This is a genomic window from Nocardia sp. CA-107356, assembly GCF_050946365.1.
In the GTDB taxonomy this organism is placed as follows: Bacteria; Actinomycetota; Actinomycetes; order Mycobacteriales; family Mycobacteriaceae; genus Nocardia.
The window spans coordinates 6,598,950-6,618,696 of the sequence record NZ_CP191992.1 but is presented as its reverse complement, the minus strand read 5'-3'; the positions used below and the strand labels follow the sequence as shown (position 1 = coordinate 6,618,696).

General features: G+C 65.4%; 3 protein-coding genes. 2 read left to right on the top strand and 1 reads right to left on the bottom strand.

Annotated features, from left to right (window positions below; translation table 11 throughout):
* Positions 1 to 85: 85 nt before the first annotated feature.
* A complete protein-coding gene (locus ACQP1G_RS29830) occupies positions 86 to 1,141 on the bottom strand; it encodes a Gfo/Idh/MocA family protein (protein WP_433192895.1) in 1,056 nt (351 codons plus the stop codon).
* A gap of 704 nt (positions 1,142 to 1,845) precedes the next feature.
* Here ACQP1G_RS29830 and ACQP1G_RS29825 point away from each other — a divergent pair.
* Together ACQP1G_RS29825 and ACQP1G_RS29820 are read left to right on the top strand one after the other, a co-directional pair.
* A complete protein-coding gene (locus ACQP1G_RS29825; protein ID WP_433192894.1) occupies positions 1,846 to 19,041 on the top strand; it encodes an amino acid adenylation domain-containing protein in 17,196 nt (5,731 codons plus the stop codon).
* Positions 19,038 to 19,709 (top strand): DUF6875 domain-containing protein, encoded by a 672-nt coding sequence (locus ACQP1G_RS29820; RefSeq protein ID WP_433192893.1) that lies wholly within the window; start codon positions 19,038 to 19,040, stop codon positions 19,707 to 19,709. The genes ACQP1G_RS29825 and ACQP1G_RS29820 overlap by 4 nt, the downstream gene beginning before the upstream one ends.
* Positions 19,710 to 19,747 lie beyond the last annotated feature (38 nt).

Here is a 19,747-nt window from a genome sequence, read left to right as displayed (position 1 = left end):
AACGTGACATGGCATAGAATGCTTCGACCGATCAACTCAGCGGACGTTGGGCAGGGGAACGATCAACCCCACTCCGACACAGAACCTAGGCGGACACATCCGGAACGAGAACAGGTCCGGAGCCCTTCGCGAGCGATTCCGCGCCCGCCACGCCGACCAGTGATGCCGCGACGGCGGGACGCACCGGGATGAGCGGGGGTATGCCGCGTTCCACGGTGGCACGGAACCCTTCGAGCACTGCGACGGTGCCCTCGGCCATACGGTCGATCGGTTCGTCGTTCACAAGGTAAGGAACCGGTACGCGGATCTCCTCGCGCAGCTGCCCGTCGGCCTGTGCCCAGCCTTCCTTGCGCACTCGCACCGACCAAGCATCTTCGCCTGTGGCACGGATAGATTCGGCCAGGCCGTGAGCGCCGCGCACAGAGAACCAGCTCCAGTGACTGCCCGTTTCCCCGGCGAGGAAACCGTGGCGGGCCAGGGCCAGGGTGCCGTCGGAGAGCCGGATCGCCAGCACCACGGCGGCGGGGCGGTCGCCACCTGGACCGACCGGGAAGGCGCTGACCTCGACCGGCCATGCTCCGGTGAGCTCCAGCAGCGGCGAGACGGTATGCGTACAGTAGGCGGTCGGCGCGATGCGGCCACGCCAGTGGGCTGGATCGCCGATGAGCGCGGCGGTGTCCTCGGGTGACAGACTGTGCAGGTAGTCGGCCTCCACCAACGCAATACCGCCCAGCTCCCCGGAATCCACCGACTCTCGGAGCAGCCGAGTGTGTGGATGGAAGGCGTAATTCTCCGCGAACGAATAGGTCGCCGTCGACCGCTCGGCCGCGGCGATGAGTCGACGCCCCTCCTCCTCGGACACACAGGCCGCCGTCTCCGACAGTACATGGATCCCGCGATCGAGGAACGCGATGGCCAACACTGCGTGTGCGTCGAAATCATTGGCGAGCACAACACCATCGAGACCGGCGTCGAACAATTCCGGCCAGTCCTCGGCCGCCCGGGCCGCCCGAAATTCCGCGCGCGCGGCGGCCAGGCGTTCCGAATCACGGTCACAGATCGCGACCACCTCGATCCCGATCCGCTGTGCCCACTCGGCCATGTACAGACCCCGCAACAAGCCCACGATTCCTATATGCATTCCACTGGTATACGTGCGGCGTACAGCTAATAAAAGCGGTTTTCGCATCCGCCTGTACAAACGTCGGACCCGGGTGTCCCGTCTTCCTGCGCTCGGGGTGGAACGGTCTCCCGAGATCCTGGGCACCGTCAAACCGCCCGCGACAACTTACACCGGTCACAGGGTCGCGAGCCGGACTCTGCCGCGGCGATATCACCCCAAGTCACTTCGGCACAGGTCCTAGATGTCATGTCTTGCGTCGGATGGTGGGTTATCTGCTCGCCGCCACCCAGGTGCAGCCCCGACGTGAACGACGCCACGGGCGATGGGGCACCGGCGGATCGAAAAGTGGCGGACCACGCCGTACAGTTCCCGGGTTCCGGCGAGAATTCGAGAATCGCGATGCGAAGATAATGCGTTAACGAACCTGGGTAAATTATGCTGATTTGTGAAATTCGAGAACGCGATTCGGTCGACTATATACAAGACAAAAGTCACTGACATATGCGTATTCAGTCGGCGAAACGAGGGGCGAAGGTTCCTGCGTGACACCGGTTTTCATTCGGCATCTGATACGCCACGGCGGGATCCCGCGATAGTCAAGGTATGCCGCCAATTGCCTTGATGAATTCTGTGATTATTTCGCCGTCGAATTCCGGACGCCGGGTACAAACACGCAATCCATTCGACTTGGACTGGCTGTGGTCGGGGCTGGAGGAGGCCAAATGACCGCTTCGCGACCACAGTTTCATCCCGACCAGGGGTTGAGCGGAGATGCCGAGCCGGACGCGCCAGCGACAGGGTTGGTGCCGTTGTCTGCTGGGCAGCGGGGGTTGTGGTTGGCGCAGAAGTTGAGTCCGGATGTGCCGATTTCTGAGGCGCAGTACATCGAGTTGTGTGGGGATCTCGATGTCGATGTGTTGCGTGAGGTGTCGGTTCGGGCTGGTCTGGAGTTCCAGTCGGGTTATCTGCGGTTGGTCGAGGTTGATGGTGAGCCGTTTCAGGTGTTCGATCCCTCGCTCGAGGACATGGCGCCGGTGATTGATGTGCGTGGTGAGCCCGATCCGGTTGCGGCGGGTGTGGAGTGGATGCGTCGGGAGTACACCAGGCCGCTGGAGATGACGGTGGATCGGTTGGTGGGTACGGCGATCGTGTGGGTCGGGGATCAGCATTTTCTGCTGTACACCAGGATTCATCATGTCGCGTTGGATGGTTACGCGGGGATGATGATCGTGAACCGGATCGCGGCGTTGTACACGGCGGCGGTCGGGGGTACGGCGGTGGAGCCGAATCATGCGGCGGATGTGCGTGCGCTGTACGAGGCCGATCGTGATTATCGGGAGTCGAAGCGGTTCGCGGTGGATCGGGAGTATTGGCTGAACAAGTTGTCTGGTGTCGGGGAGGAGTCGGGTCTGGTTGTTGGGCATGCGCCTGCGTGTGCGGACAGTAGGGTCGCCAAGGCTGAGTTGTCGTCGGTGACGGTGGCGCGGATCGAGCGTTGCGCGAAGGTGGTGGATGCGAGTCCGGCTGCGGTGGTGATGGCGGCGTTCGGTTGTTATCTGGCGCGGATGACCGGTCGAGACGAGGTCGTGGTCAATATTCCTGTGTCGGGTCGCACGAACGCGGTGTTGCGGCGCTCGGGTGGGATGTTCGTCAATGTTGTACCGCTTCGGGTTGTGTTGGATCGGGGTGATACCGCGGCGATGTTGACGCGGCGGGTGCAGTCGGATCTGGTGGGTGCGTTGCGGCATCAACGGTGTGGGTTGACCGATATTCGTGCTGCTGCAGGATTTCACGGTGGGCAGCGGCGTTTCGCGGGTCCGGTGGTGAATGTGATGTTCTTCCATCAGGAGATCCGGTTCGGATCGATACTGGGGGAGTTTCATATCCTGAGTTCGGGGCCGGTCGATGATGTGTTGATCGACTTGTATCAGACGGGGGAGCCGGCGCGGACGATTCTGCATTTTCTGGCCAATCCCAACCTCTATAGCGATGCTGAACTGTCGGCGCATTGCGTCAGGTTCGGGGAGTTCCTCGACGCGTTCGCCGCCGCACCCGACGTTGCTATCGAGCGGGTTCACCCCGACAGTGTCGGTGAGGGCGCTCGGATTCGTCGTCGCCGTGAGGATCTGGCGTTCTGGCGGGCTACGTTGGCGGATCTGCCCGAGAACCTTGCGTTGCCGTTCGACCGGCCGCGGCCGGTGGTGTCGTCGAATCGAACGGCCACGGCGAGCTACGCGCTGCATGCGGAGTTGGTTCGGAGGGTGGAACGGTTTGCGCGGCAGCGTAATTCGTCACTGTTCACCGCGGTCCATGCCACGTTGGCGGTCCTGCTCGCCCGGTTGAGCGGCACCACCGACATTCCGATCGGCACACCGGTCACCGGGGACGGTGCCGCGGCGCGCGTGGTGTTGCGCACCGACATCGATCCCGCTGAATCGTTCACCGAACTGCTCGGCCGGATCGCACAAGCCGATCTGGACGCGTTCGAGCACGCCGACGTGCCGTTCGAGCAGGTGGTGGACCAGTTGGTGCCGCAGCGGTCCCAGTCCAGGCATCCGCTGTTTCAGGTGCTGTTGGCGTTGCGGAATCAGGAGTCGGTGGGGTCGGCCCTGTCCGATCTCGAGCGGCCGATGGTCGACCCGAGCGACGAAACGCCTGGATTCGACCTGCAATTCATCCTGTCGGAGGATCATGACAGTGGCGATATGACCGTTGCGGTCACCTATGCCACGGATCTGTTCGATGCCGCGACGATTGATTCGGTCGCGCATCGGTGGATTCGGATTCTGGAGTCGATCGCCGCCGATCCCACTGTTGCGGTCAGGACGATCGATGTGCTCGAGCCCGCCGAGCGAGCCGATCTGTTGACCCGCTCCGGTGCTCCCGCGGCCGCACCGACCACGCTGCCCGCCCTGATGAGCGCGGCGGCCGCGCTCGACCCCGACGCCACCGCGATCGTGTTCGACGGACAGGCGTTGAGTTACCGGGAGTTGGACGAACGCTCCAACCGATTGGCACGACAGCTGATTCGACGCGGCATCGGACCCGAAGACGTTGTCGCGATCGGCATTCCACGCTCGGCGGACTCCGTGCTCGCGGTCTGGGCAGTCGCCAAAACGGGAGCCGCGTTCCTGCCGATCGACCCGACCCACCCCACCGAACGCATCACCCACATGATGACCGATTCCAAGGCAGCGGTCGGTTTGACCGTGACATCCGTACGCGCACAACTACCCGACAGCACCGACTGGCTTATTTCGGACGACCTCGACTCAGCCGACGACACCTTGGACACAGGCGGCGACCGGTCTGTCCTCGACAGCGACCGGGTACGTCCACTGCATATCGACGATATCGCCTATGTCATCTACACCTCCGGATCGACCGGGCTGCCCAAGGGCGTGGCGGTCACCCACCGCGGACTCGGCAACTTCGCCGCGGCACACCGCGTCTCCATGGGCATCGAATCTCGCTCCCGCACACTGCATTTGGCTTCACCCAGCTTCGATGTCTCGGTATTGGAAACGGTCTTGCCACTGCTCGGCGGCGCGGCCATGGTCATCGCACCCACTGATGTCTACGGCGGCGACGAGCTCGCCGCACTACTCGACCGCGAACATGTCAGCCACGTCCTGATCACCCCCTCGGCGTTGTCCACCATCGACCACACGCGTTGGCCGCTACCGGATCTGAAGTATCTGATGGTCGGCGGCGAGGACTACGGCACCGAACTGGTCCAACGCTGGGGCGTCGATCGCGTCGTGCTCAACGAGTACGGTCCAACCGAAACCACCATTGCCGCGACACTGACCTCGCCCATGACCGCAGACGAACTGGTGACCATCGGGCGCCCGATCTGCGGAGCCTCGATCTGGATACTCGACCAGCGGCTGCAGCCCGTTCCGACGGGTGTAGCCGGTGAGTTGTATGTCGCGGGTGATCTGCTCGCGCGCGGATACAATCGTCGGGCGACTACGACGGCGGAGCGTTTCGTCGCGTGTCCGTGGATGCCCGGCCAGCGTATGTATCGCACCGGAGACATCGTCCGCTGGACCACCAACCGAACAATCCAACACCTCGGCCGATCCGACTTCCAAGTCAAGATCCGTGGTCTGCGTATCGAACTCGGTGAGATCGATACTGCTTTGGCTACCCATGAAACCGTCGCTTACGCGGTCACGATCGGTCATCGCAACGACGCGGGTGCCCAGTCGTTGGTTTCTTATGTTGTCGCCGCTTCGGGGCAAACGATCGATACCGGATTGTTGGCCGATTACCTGAGCGACCGGTTGCCGTCTTATATGGTGCCGTCCTCGATCATGGTGTTGGACCGTATCCCACTCACACCGGTAGGCAAACTGGATCGAAAGGCATTGCCGAAGCCAGTTTTCACCGATATCAAACCGTTCCGGGCACCGCACACTCCAACCGAACACGTCATTGCTCGGGCGTTCATCGATGTTTTGGGGATCGACACGATCGGTCTCGATGATTCGTTCTTCGCGCTGGGCGGGGACAGTTTGGTCGCGACTCGGGTCGCGGCGCGACTGGGGTCCGCGTTGGATGCCGAGGTTCCGGTGCGGCTGTTGTTCGAGGCGTCCACGGTCGCCGAACTCGCCACCCGCATCGATCAGCATGCCGGCACGCGACGACGCCGCCCACCACTGATCGCTAGGCCGCGTCCTGATCTCGTGCCGTTGGCGCCGGCCCAGCAACGGATGTGGTTCTTCAATCAGTACGACACCGCATCAGGGGCATACAACATGCCGATCGCTATTCGGCTGCGCGGGGAGTTGAACATCGAGGCCCTGCACTCGGCGGTCATCGACGTGCTCGCTAGACACGAAGTGTTGCGAACCCGGTACCCCGATCACGATGGCATGTTGATCCAACAGGTCGAGCCGGTCGAGAACGTGGACCGCGAGCTGATCGTGGTACCGGTCGCACCGAACCAGTTGGTGGAGACGGTCACCGAATTCGTGACCGAAGGTTTCGATGTGAGTATCCAAGCGCCCGCGCGTGCCCGATTGTTCCGTGTCGGCGGTGAGGACCCGGAATACGTTCTTGCTGTCGTGGTGCACCATATCGCCGCGGATGGTTTCTCGATGACACCGTTGGCTCGTGATGTGGCGACTGCTTATGCCGCCCGGATCCATGGTGCGGCCCCGGCGTGGACACCGCTACCGGTCCAGTACGCCGACTACGCACTGTGGCAACAAGCTGCTCTCGGCGCACCCGAGGATCCGCAATCGCTGAGCGCCGAACAGATCCGATACTGGACCGACACACTGCACGGTGTTACCGAGGAACTACCTCTACCGTTCGACCGGCCGCGACCGGTGGTGATGTCGAACCAAGGCGCCACAGTCAACTACTCGATACCCGCCGAACTCGTGCGCACGCTGCAACAGTACGCGCGGCAACATAATTCGTCGTTGTTCATGGCGATCCACGCCGCATTGGCGGTCCTACTCGCCCGGTTGAGCGGCACCACCGACATTGCGATCGGCACACCGATCGCCGGACGCGGTGTGGCCGCTCTCGACGACATGATCGGCATGTTCGTCAACACACTGGTGTTGCGCACCGACATCGATCCCGCGCAATCGTTCACCGACCTCCTCGCCCGGACCAAACAAACTGATCTCGACGCCTTCGAACACGCCGACGTCCCCTTCGAACAGGTCGTGGACAAACTCGGTGTGCAACGCTCCCAAGCACGACACCCCCTGTTCCAAGTGATGCTGGCGTTCCAAAACCTGGAACCGGTAACACTGCAACTGCCCGACCTCGAACTGTCGGTACTCGATCTACCCACCGAGGTCTCCCGGTTCGACCTGCAATTCATCCTCTCGCAAGACCACGACAGCGGCGAGATGACCATCGCGGTCACCTACGCCACCGACCTATTCGACGCCACAACCATCGAATCGGTTACGCATCGATGGATTCGGATACTGGAATCGGTCGCCACCGACCCCACCAACGCGGTCGGGGCGATCGACGTACTCGAACCCACCGAACGAACCGATCTGCTGACCCGCTCCGGCGCTCCCGCAGCCACACCCACCACGCTGCCCGCCCTGATGAGCGCGGCGGCCGCGCTCGATCCCGACGCCACCGCGCTCGTGTTCAACGGACAGGCGTTGACCTACCGAGAGGTCGACGAACGCTCCAACCGACTGGCACGACAGCTGATTCGACGTGGCATCGGCCCGGAAGATGTTGTCGCGATCGGTATTCCACGTTCGGTGGATTCGGTGCTCGCGGTCTGGGCGGTCGCCAAAACGGGGGCGGCGTTCCTGCCGATCGACCCGACCCACCCGGCCGAACGCATCACCCACATGATGACCGATGCCAAAGCAACGACCGGTCTGACTGTGACATCCGTACGCGCACAACTACCCGATACCGATTGGCTGCTACTCGACGAGCTCGACGTGGCGGACAGCGGTCCGATCACCGACAGCGACCGGGTACGTCCACTGCATATCGACGATATCGCCTACGTCATCTACACCTCCGGATCAACCGGAATACCCAAAGGCGTCGCGGTCACCCACCGCGGACTCGGCAACTGCGCCGCGGCCCACCGGGATGCGATGGATATCGAATCCAGCTCCCGCACCTTGCATTTGGCTTCACCCAGCTTCGATGTGTCGGTACTGGAGTTGCTGTGCGCGCTCAGCGCGGCCGCGACCATGGTCATCGCACCCACCGATGTCTACGGCGGCGACGAACTCGCCGCACTACTCGACCGTGAACACATCAGCCACGCCTTCATCACCCCTTCGACACTGTCCACCATCGACCACACCCGTTGGCCGCTACCGGATCTGAAGTATCTGATGGTCGGTGGTGAGGACTACGGCACCGACTTGGTCGAACGCTGGGGCGGCGACCGGAAGCTGTTCAACGAGTACGGGCCAACCGAAACCACCATTGCCGCGACACTGACCTCCCCGATAGCGGTGGGTGAGTTGGTCACCATCGGAAAGCCATTTCCCGGTGCCTCCGTATGGGTGTTGGATCAGCGGCTGCAGCCTGTTCCGGCAGGTGTGGCGGGTGAGTTGTATGTCGCGGGTGATCTGCTCGCGCGCGGATACCATCATCGGGCGACTACGACGGCGGAGCGTTTCGTCGCCTGCCCGTGGATGCCCGGCAAGCGCATGTATCGCACCGGAGACATCGTCCGCTGGACCAACGACCGTGCGATCCAGCATCTGGGTCGGTCCGATTTCCAGGTCAAGATCCGTGGTCTACGTATCGAACTCGGTGAGATCGACACCGCTCTGGCTACCCACGAAACCGTCGCCTATGCCGTCACTGTCGGTCATCGTAACGACGCAGGTACCCAATCACTGGTCTCCTATGTCGTTGCCGCACCAGGGCAAACGATCGATACCGCATCGTTGGCCGACTACCTGACCGACCGGCTGCCGTCCTACATGGTGCCGTCCTCGATCATGGTCCTGGACCGCATCCCACTCACACCAGTTGGCAAACTCGACCGAAAGGCACTGCCGGATCCGGTCTTCCTTGCCGACAAACCCTTCCGAGCACCGCACACACCGATCGAACACCTCATCGCGCAAGCGTTCGCCGACATACTCGGCACCGAGGCGATCGGTTTGGATGATTCGTTCTTCGCCCTGGGCGGCGACAGCATCATGTCGATCCAGTTGGTGACTCGGGCCAGGGCAGCCGGTGTGACGTTCTCCGCACGCGATGTGTTCGAACGCAAGACCGTCGCCGGACTCGCCCAGGTCGCCGCGCACGACAGCACTGCGGCCGCCTTGCCTGAGGAACTGCCCGGCGGGGGTGTGGGACCGGTACCGCTGACGCCGATCATGCATTGGATGCTCGAGCGGTCCGCGTCGGGTTTCGGTCGTTTCTCGCAGGCGATGCTGCTGGGTCTGCCTGCCGGGATCGACCAGTCGCGGATGGCGAGCACGGTGCAGGCGGTGCTCGATCGGCATGACATGCTGCGCGCGCGACTGTCTCGCGACGACGACGGGCGCTGGACGTGGGAAGCGCTGCCGATCGGCATGATTCGCGCCGACGACCTGATCCATCGGGTGCCGATGGACGCGTCGCCGGAAAGCAGCGAGTTCCGGATGTTGGCGGCGGCGGAGTTGACGGCGGCGGCGGATCGGCTCGATCCGGGTGCCGGGATCGTGATGCAGCTGGTCTGGTTCGATCCGGTGGACACGGCGGAACCGGGCCGGGTCCTGATGCTGGTGCATCATTCCGCGATCGACGGGGTTTCCTGGCGAGTGCTGGTACCGGACCTCGTGCTCGCGGGGGCGCGGATCGAGTCCGGCGAGCCTGCCGAACTCGCGCCGGTCGGGACATCCATGCGCAGATGGGTGCACGGGCTGGTCGAGGCCGCCCACAGCCCGCAGCGGGCAGCGGAGTTGGAGCTGTGGCGCGCGATGGCCGCCGGCCCCGATCCGATGATCGGGTCCCGACCCCTCGACCCCGCGATCGACGTGGCCGCCACCGCCCGCACGGTCGAGGTCGAGCTGTCCCCCGAGGTGACCGAGGCGCTATTGACTAAGGTGCCCGCCATATTCCACGGCGGGGTGGGCGACGGGCTGCTGGCCGCGCTAGCGGTGGCGGTGACGAAGTGGCGGCGCGACCGCCAGCCGGAGACCACCGAGCTCAGCGATGTGCTGATCGGTCTCGAAGGACACGGTAGGGAGGAAGGCGTCGTTCCGGGCGCGGACCTGACCCGGACGGTCGGCTGGTTCGCCACGGGTTTCCCGGTGCGTTTGGATCTGTCGGGCATCGATCTCGACGACGCGTACGCGGGTGGGCCCGCCATGGGCGCGGCGGTCAAGTCCGTCAAGGAACAGCATCGCGCTATCCCCGACCACGGGATCGGCTACGGCCTGCTGCGCTACCTCAACCAGGACACCGGCCCGACACTCGCCGCGCTGCCGCAGCCGCAGATCGCCTTCAACTACCTGGGCCGCATCTCGACAGGGGTTCCCGAAGGGATGTCGGCGGTCGGCTGGCTGCCGGTCGCAGGCAGCGGCGACCTGGGTGGCGGCGAGCTCTCCGGTGCGCAGAATCCGGATATGCCGGTGTCGGCGGTGCTCGACGTCAATGCCTGCACCCGCGATGACGGAGACGGGCAGCGGTTGCGGGCGACGTGGTCGTATCCCGACGGCGTGCTCACCGCCGACGAGGTTTCCGCGGTGGCGGAGTCGTGGTGCCGGGCGTTGACCGCGTTGGCGACTCATGCCCGCCATGCCGGTAGCGGTGGACGGACGCCGTCGGATCTGGATCTGGTCCGGCTCGGGCAGGCCGAAATCGAGCGGCTCGAGGACCGGTATCCGAGGTTGAGCGATGTCTGGCCGTTGACGCCGTTGCAGGAGGGGTTGCTGTTCCACGCGATGGTGTCCGAGGAGTCGGTGGACGCCTACCTGACCCAACTGGTCCTCGAGCTGCGCGGACGCGTCGATCTGGAGCGGCTGCGCCGAGCCGGACAAATGCTGCTGGACCGACACCCGAATCTGCGCACCGCCTTCGACGCCATCGGTGCCGGGCCGGTGCAAGTGGTCCTGGAAGATGTCGAGGCGTCCTGGTCGGAGGTTGACCTGTCCGGGCTCGATGACAGTGCACGCGAGCACGAGTGGGAGGTGCTGCTTGCTGCGGACCGGGCAACCCGCTTCGATCCGGCTCGTGCGCCGCTGCTGCGCTGGATGCTGGTCGGCACGGGGCCGGAGAGCTACCGGCTGGTGCTGACCAATCATCACCTGCTGCTCGATGGCTGGTCGACACCGCTGCTCCTCAAGGAGCTGCTGGTGCTATACGCCACCGACGGCGATGCCACGCTGCTGCCCGAAGTCCGCCCCTACCGAGACTTCCTGGCCTGGATCGCGGGGCAGGACCTGCCTGCGGCGCTCGATGCCTGGGCCGATGCGTTCGACGGCGCCGAGGAGCCGACCCTGGTGGCGCAAGCCGATCCCGGTCGCCGCTACACCGAATCACGCCATGTGCTCGGCGAGTTGACCGAGGAGCAGACCGCGGCGCTGAACCACCTTGCCAGGACCCGTGGGGTCACCCTCAACACCGTGATCCAGCTGTCCTGGGCAATTGTGTTGGGGTCGTTGACTTCCCGCGACGATGTGACCTTCGGTGCCGCGGTGTCCGGGCGGTCTCCGCAGCTCGCGGGCATCGAATCGATGATCGGACTGTTCATCAACACGCTGCCGGTGCGTGTGCGTCTCGATGCCGCTGAGAGCCTGGGACAGCTGCTCGACCGGATCCAGACGGCACAGGCGGCTCTGCTCGATCACCAGTTCGTCGGTCTCACCGAAATCGAGCGGGTCGCCGGGCCAGCAGCGGTGTTCGACACGATGACGGTGTTCGAGTCGTACCCGGTCGATCGTTTCGGGCTGACCGCGGATACCGATATCGCGGGCATGCGAGTCGTCGACGTCACGGGCGTGGACGGCGCGCACTATCCACTGGGATTGGTCGCACACGTCGACACCCGGCTACATCTGAAGGTCAAGTATCTGCCCGAGCTGTTCGACCACGACACGGTCGAGGCGACCTTGCAGCGGGTGCTGCGCGTGCTCGACATCATGGCCGCCGACCCGGATCTACCGCTGGCTCGGCTCAACCTGCTCACTCCCGCGGAATACCAGGAGTTGACACCGGTTTCGGGCAACCCGCCGGTGCCAGGTCGCGCGCTTGCGGAACTGTTGGCGGCGACTGTGGAGCGGGATCCGGGGGCGGTCGCGGTGGTGTACGAGGATCGGCAGTGGACTTACGGCGAGCTCGATGTGGAGTCGAATCGGTTGGCGCGGTTGCTGATCGATCGGGGTGTGGGGCCGGAGACCAATGTCGCGGTGGGGTTGGCGCGGTCGGTCGAGTCGGTGCTTGCGGTGTGGGCGGTGGCGAAGTCGGGGGCGGCATTCGTTCCGGTGGACCCGCAGTATCCGACCGGCCGCATCGAGCACATGCTCACCGATTCCGGTGTGGCGGTGGGGATCACGCTGTCACAGTGGCGGGATCGATTCCCCGGATCGGTGCGCTGGTTGGTCCTCGACGATGCAGCCGACGCGGGGGAGTTGTCGGCGGCGGCGGTGACCGATGCGGAGCGAACGCGGCCGGTCCGGCTCGACCAGGCGGCATACGTGATCTACACCTCCGGTTCGACGGGCGTGCCCAAGGGCGTGGTCGTCACGCACCAGGGCCTGGCGAACCTGGTGACCGAACAATGTTCGCGGTTCGACATCGGGCCGGACGCGGGTGTCCTGCATGTCGCGTCGCCCAGTTTCGATGCGGCGGTGCTGGAACTGTTGTGGGCGTTCGCCTCGGGTGGTCGGCTGGTCATCGCGCCGCCGACCGTCTACGGCGGGAACGAGCTGGCGCAGATCCTGTCGAGCCAGCACGTCACCCATGCCGCGCTCACGCCAACGGCCTTGGCGACGGTCGATCCGGTCGGGCTGGAGCACCTCGAGACCGTTGTGGTCGGCGGTGAAGCGCCCTCGACCGAACTGGTTTCGCGTTGGGCGCCGGACCGCAGACTCTTCAACACCTATGGTCCGGCGGAGGCAACGATCCAGACCGACGCCAGTGCGCCGCTGGTGGCGGGTGAGCCGGTGACGGTCGGCGAGCCGATCCGCGGGGTGGGGCAGGTCGTGCTCGATGCCCGGTTGCGGCCGGTGCCCGTCGGAGTTGTGGGCGAGCTGTATCTCACCGGTCCCGGTCTGGCTCGTGGTTACCGCAACCGGATGGGTTTGACGGCGGCGCGGTTCGTTGCCGATCCGTTCGCCGAGCCCGGGCAGCGTATGTACCGGACCGGTGATCTGGTGCGGTGGCTGCGGCAACCGCAGGGGAATCTGGCCCTGGACTATGTGGGCCGCGCCGACTTCCAGGTCAAACTGCGTGGTTTCCGCATCGAACTCGGCGAGGTCGAAACGGGCCTGCTGGCCTGTCCCGATGTCGCCCGTGCCGTGGCGACCGTGCACCATGGCACCGCTGTCGGTGACCGGTTGGTCGGGTACGTGGTGCCGGAACCGGGCGTCGACCTCGACCCCTCCGCGGTCCTCACGTTCGTCGAACAGCGGTTGGTCCCGCACATGGTGCCCGCGACGGTGCTGGTGCTGGACACGCTGCCGGTGACCGAGAGCGGCAAACTCGACCGCGCCGCGCTACCGGTGCCGGATTTCAGTTCGGCTCGCGCCGAGTTCCGGGCACCGGTCACCGATGTGGAGAAGACGCTGGCTGGGCTGTTCGCTGAGGTGTTGGGTATCGACACGGTCGGTCTCGATGATTCGTTCTTCGCCCTGGGTGGGGACAGCATCATGTCGATCCAGTTGGTTACCCGGGCCAGGGCGGCCGGTGTGGTGTTCTCCACACGGGAGGTGTTCGAACGCAAAACCGTCGCCGGACTGGCCCAGATCGCTGTCCGCGACAGTGCCGCGGCGATCGCCCTACCGACCGAGCTCCCCGGCGGCGGCGTCGGAGCGGTGCCGCTGACGCCGATCATGTGTTGGATGTTCGAACGCGGCGGATACGACCGGTTCAGCCAGTGGGTGACGCTCACCCTACCGACCGGCATCGACAGGTCCGGAATCGAAGCCACCGTGCAAGCGGTGATCGACCACCACGACATGCTGCGCGCCCAACTCCACCCCGACCCCACCCACCCGACCGGATGGGCGCTACAGGTGCAGCCGACCGAGGCGAGCACCGCCGGGGTGAGCGCCGCTGGGCTGATTCGGCGTGTGCCGGTGGCAGTGGAGCCGGACAGTGCCGACTTCGCGGCGATCGTCGACGCGGAGGCGAACGCTGCGGCCGAGCGCCTCGACCCCGCAGCCGGGGTCATGATGCAGCTGGTCTGGTTCGACTGGGCCGACCGGCCGGGTCGGCTGCTCGTTTTGGTACATCACCTGGTTGTGGATGGGGTGTCGTGGCGGATCCTGGTTCCCGACTTCGCGACCGCGTGGGCCCAGATCGGTGCCGGGCAACCACCGCAGCTCGCGCCCGTGGGTACCTCGATGCGACGCTGGGCCCACGGCCTGAGCACCGCGGCCGAACACCTCGATGAACTCGACTGGTGGCAATCCACCCTCGATACCGCTGATCCACCGATCGGCGCCCGCCCGCTCGACCCGGACGTGGACGTGCAGGCCAGCGTCGCCACCGTCGAGGTGACACTGCCGACCGCGGTGACCCGTGCGGTGCTCACCACGCTGCCCCAAGCCTTCCACGGCAATGTCGACGATGCCCTGATCGCCGGGCTCGCACTGGCACTGACCCGATGGCGTCACCGCCACGGCGAGGACAGCACCGAGGCGCTACTCACTCTCGAAAGCCACGGCCGTCACGACGCGGTGCTGCCCGGCGCGGACCTCACCCGCACGGTCGGCTGGTTCACCACCACCTACCCGGTGCGCCTGGACCTGTCCGGCATCGACATCGACGACGCGTTCGCCGCCGGTGCTGCCGCGGCAGTGGTGATCAAGTCGGTCAAGGAACAACTGCGCGAGGTCCCAGGTCGCGGAATCGGCTACGGGCTGCTGCGCTACCTCAACACCGATACCGCCCCTATCCTGGGTGGGCTACCCGAGCCGCAGGTCAGCTTCAACTACCTCGGTCGTTTCGACACCATCCCCGCGCAAATGCGCGATATCGGATGGCTGCCCGCCGGCGGCGACAGCGACGGCGGCGGCATCCAGAACCCCGACGCGGCCGCGGCAGCCGTGCTCGGCATCAACGCGGCAACCACCGACACCCCCGACGGGCCCGCCCTGACCGCCTCCTGGGACTACCCGACCGGCCTGCTCACCAACACCGAAGTCACCGAGATCGCCGAACTGTGGCGCGAGGCAGTGACAGCGCTGGCCACCCACGCGTCCCGACCCGGTGTCGGCGGGCTGACACCCTCCGATGTCGGCCTCGTCGACCTCGATCAGCCCGCGATCGACCGGCTCGAGACTCGGTATCCGGCGCTGGACGATATCTGGTCGCTCACACCACTGCAGGCCGGACTGCTGTTCCACGCCCAACTCGCCACCGACGCCATCGACGCCTACATCGTGCAACTGTGCGTGGAACTCGGCGGAGTCGTCGACGCGGACCGACTGCGCCGCGCCGCCCAAACCCTGCTCCAACGACACCCGAACTTACGCACCGCCTTCGTACGCGACGGCGCCCGCGAACCGGTCCAGGTAGTGCCTCACGCCGTCGATGTTCCGTTCACGGAGATCGACCTGACCGGACACGAGGACACCGCGGCCGCACTCGAACAGATCATGACCGCCGATCGCCGATTCGACATGACCGCAGCGCCACTGCTGCGACTGACGCTGATCGGCATCGCTCCCCAGCAGTACCGGCTGCTGTTGAGCATGCATCACATCCTGATCGACGGCTGGTCCACACCGCTGCTGGTCCGAGAGTTGCTGGTGCTCTACGCCACCGACGGTGACGCCACCGCACTGCCCTCGGTCCGTCCCTACCGCGACTACCTGATGTGGCTGAAGGCCCAGGATCAGGCCGCGGGGGAGGCCGCATGGACGCGGGCACTCGACGGCATCACTGCGCCGACGCTGCTCGCTCCTGCCGACCGCGCCCGCCGCAACACCACCGCCCCGCGCGAGGTCCAGGTGCAGCTGAGCGAAAGTCACACCGCGGCGCTGGTCACGGTGGCCCAGCAGCAGGAAACCACGCTCAACACCGTCATCCAAGCCGCCTGGGCGATCGTGCTCGCCGGCGCGACCGCCCGCGAAGACGTGGTCTTCGGTACTACGGTCTCCGGACGTCCAGCACATATCTCCGGTATCGAATCGATGGTCGGGCTGTTCGTCAACACCGTGCCCGTCCGGGTCCGGCTCGATCACCGCGAAAGCCTGGCCGAACTGCTGCGGCGGATCCAAACCGAACAGGTCGCGCTGCTCGACCATCACCACCTCGGACTGGCCCAAATCCAACAGCTGACCGGTGCCGGCGCGATGTTCGACACCGTGACCGTCTTCGAGTCCTACCCGGTCGACTCGGCCGGGCTGTCCGAAGACACCGATATCGCCGGAATGCACGTCCTCGACGTCCAGGGACGAGACGCCGCGCACTATCCACTCGGCCTGATCGTCCATCACGACACGCATTTGAAGTTGACCTTCAAATACCTGCCGGAGCTCTTCGGCCAACACCAGATCGACGCCCTCGCCGACCGGGTGCTGCGGGTGCTCGACACCGTCGCCGCGCGGATCGACCTCCCGCTCACCGAACTGGAACTGCTGTCGCCCGTCGAGCGAGCCACGCTGGTGCCCGTCCGCGGTCGCCCCGGCGCGGAGAAGTTGGTATTGCCGGAGGTGTTGGCGAACGCGGCCGCGACTTCGCCGGACGCAGCGGCGCTGGTCTGTGCCAGGGCGACGCTGTCCTACCGCGAGCTCGACGAAACCTCGAACCGGTGGGCGCGGGTACTGATCGCCGCGGGAGTAGGACCGGAATCGGTGGTGGCCGTGGCCCTACCGCGCTCCATCGACGCCATGATCGCCGTATGGGCGGTCGCCAAGACCGGTGCCGCGTTCGTGCAAGTCGACCTCATCCATCCGCACGACCGGATCACCGGCATTCTCACCGATTCCGGCGCCGCCATCGGGCTGACCCACGGAACCTACCGAGACCAGCTACCGGGCGAGATCAGCTGGATCGACCTCGACGATCCCACCTTCGCCGCGACGACGGAGGCGGCGACGCCGAGCGCGATCGACGACCACGAGCGCACCACCGCGCTACGGCCGGAGCATCCTGCCTACCTGATCTACACCTCCGGTTCCACCGGCACTCCCAAGGGAGTCGTGGTCACCCACGCCGGAATAGCGAATCTGGCCGCCGAAACACGGGAACGGTTCGGTGTCACACCGATGAGCCGCATACTCGGTGCCGCTTCGCCGAGCTTCGACGTCTCGATCCTCGAATGGCTCACGGCCGCTGCGGCCGGTGCAACTCTGGTCCTCACCGCGACACCGGTGGCCGCCGGCGCGGAACTGGCCGAGGTCATCGAGGCCGAACACGTCACCCATGCCGCGCTCACCCCGACTGTGCTCGGATCGCTGCCCACCGATGGGCTCGACACCCTCCGGACGCTGATCCTCGGCGGCGAGACCTGCCCGCCCGACCTCGCCGCTCGATGGGCACCGGGCCACACGGTGATCAACACCTACGGCGCCACCGAGAACACGATCATGAGCTGCGCCGATGCTCCCCTGACCGCGCACGCGGACGGTCCGATGACAATTGGTGGCCCGGTGCGCGGCTTCACCGCCGTGGTACTCGACCGCAGACTGCGTCCCGTCCCACCCGGCGTCCCCGGCGAGCTGTACCTGTCCGGACCGGGCCTGGCCCGCGGTTACCACCGGCAACCTGCAACCACCGCGGCCCGATTCGTCCCCGACCCCTACGGGCCGCCCGGGACACGCATGTATCGCACCGGTGACCTCGTCGCCTGGACCGCCGACCACACGCTGCGGTTCATCGGACGCAGCGATCTGCAGTTGACGATGCACGGACATCGCATCGAACCCGGCGAAATCGAAACGGTGCTGCGTACCCGGCGCGATATAGCTAATGCAGCGGTCACCGTCCACACCAGACCCAACGGCGCCCGCCAGCTCATCGGCTATGTCGTACCCGCCCCCGACACCACACCGGATATCACCACATTGACCACTGAACTCGCGACCCGTCTGCCCACGCATATGATTCCCACCGCCATCATCACCCTCGACCGGATGCCGCGCACCGCAACCGGCAAACTCGACTACAAGGCGCTGCCGAGCCCCGACCTGCGGCACTCCCCGTACCGGGCGCCGTCGACCGAACTCGAGGCCACCGTCTGCGACGCCTTCGCCGAGACCCTCGACATCGAACGAGTCGGCGTCGACGACGGCTTCTTCTCCATCGGAGGCAACTCGCTGGCCGCCGCCCGATTGGTGGCGCGGCTGGTGGAGTCGACCGGTGCGACCGTGCCGGTTCAGTGGATCTTCACCGATCCGACTCCGGCGACGCTCGCCGTCCGCATCGACGCCCGCCTGCGCGGCCTCGACGAACAGGACACCGGCGACGTACTCGCCGTCGTGCTCCCGCTACGTGCCGCCGGTACCGAGGCGCCGCTGTTCTGCGTCCACCCGGCCGTCGGATTGGCTTGGGGTTTCAGCGGACTCGTGCAGCACCTCGATCCGGACCGCCCGGTGTACGGTCTGCAATCCCCGGCATTCAGCGATGCCACCGCGGAGTTCGAGACGCTCGACGAACTCGCCGCGCGCTACGTCCAAGAGATCCGGACTGTCCAGCCGCACGGCCCGTACCACCTGCTCGGCTACTCGCTCGGCGGCACCATCGCACACGCGATCGCGGCCCGACTCCGGCGCGACGGCGAGTCCGTCGCCACCCTGGCCATGATGGACACCCGTGTTGTCACCGCCAGCACCGTCCGCGTTTCCACCCCGACGCTCACGCAGATGCTTGCCGAGTTCGGCGGAATCGCGATGCCGACGGACGCCGCCGATTTCAACGCCGAGGCCGCGGCCGATCTGCTGCATCAGCAAGGTGGACTCTTCACCGCCGTCACCCCCGAGCATCTGGTGACCCTGCGCGACGACTACACCCGGCTCGTCGACCTCACCCGGCATCATCGTCCGACGCGCTTCGACGGTGATCTGATTTATTTCCGCGCCGCCGACGATACGGACGGCGGCCCTGATCCGGCCCTCGCATGGAACGACCTCATCACCGGCCGGATCACCGAACACCCCATTCCGGTCCGGCACGAACGGATGATCGAACCCGAGTCGCTTCGCGCGATCGGATTCGTCCTCACCGAGCACTTCCGCTCTGCCCGCAGCATGCAACCGGGGTCCACCACATCCGGAAGGACAGGCCGATCATGACCACCTCCCAAATCGTCGGGACCCGCTCCGGCGTCGAACCAGTGAACCTATTCGCTACCGATGAGGCGACCCGCAGCGCTATGCATCCCTGCGCCGCCGAACTACAGCGGTGGACGGTCGAATATCTGTGCCGACCGCACCCCGAACTCGGCCGAACCGGGGCCGTCTGTCCTTACACCAACCGTGCCGTCCGGAACCAGTTCATCTGGGCCGCCTTCGACAGTCGTTCCATCGATGCCGACCGCATAGCCGCGATCATCGACGATCTGTACGACTTGTTCCCCGCCCTGCCACCCCAGGGCGAACCCGATGCCAAATCGAAGGCGGTCCTCGCGGTATTCCCCAACCTCACCGAATACTCCGACATCGACGATATTCAACAGGACCAGAAGTCTCGGTTCGTCGAAAAGGGTCTGATGCTCGGTCAGTTCTATCCGGGGTGCACCACCCCGGGGCTGCACAACCCGGACTTCCCGGCACTCGACGCGCCACTACCCATGCTCGCCGTCCGCTATATGGCCCCCACCGACTTCCCATTCCTCAACACCCGCCACGACTGGATGGACTCCTACCTCAAACTCTTCGCCCCCACGATCCCCAAGTTCATCACGTCCACCATGGCCGACAGACTCGTACAGGAACCCGAGGCGTCGGACCGAGCTTCCTGAGGGCGGCAACCACCGGGAACCTTCTGGTTCGGTTAGTG

Bases quoted from the DNA above. Each gene is read 5' to 3' on its own strand.
- ACQP1G_RS29830 (WP_433192895.1), bottom strand. From the start codon at position 1,141: ATGCATATAGGAATCGTGGGCTTGTTGCGGGGTCTGTACATGGCCGAG.
- ACQP1G_RS29825 (WP_433192894.1), top strand. From the start codon at position 1,846: ATGACCGCTTCGCGACCACAGTTTCATCCCGACCAGGGGTTGAGCGGA.
- ACQP1G_RS29820 (WP_433192893.1), top strand. From the start codon at position 19,038: ATGACCACCTCCCAAATCGTCGGGACCCGCTCCGGCGTCGAACCAGTG.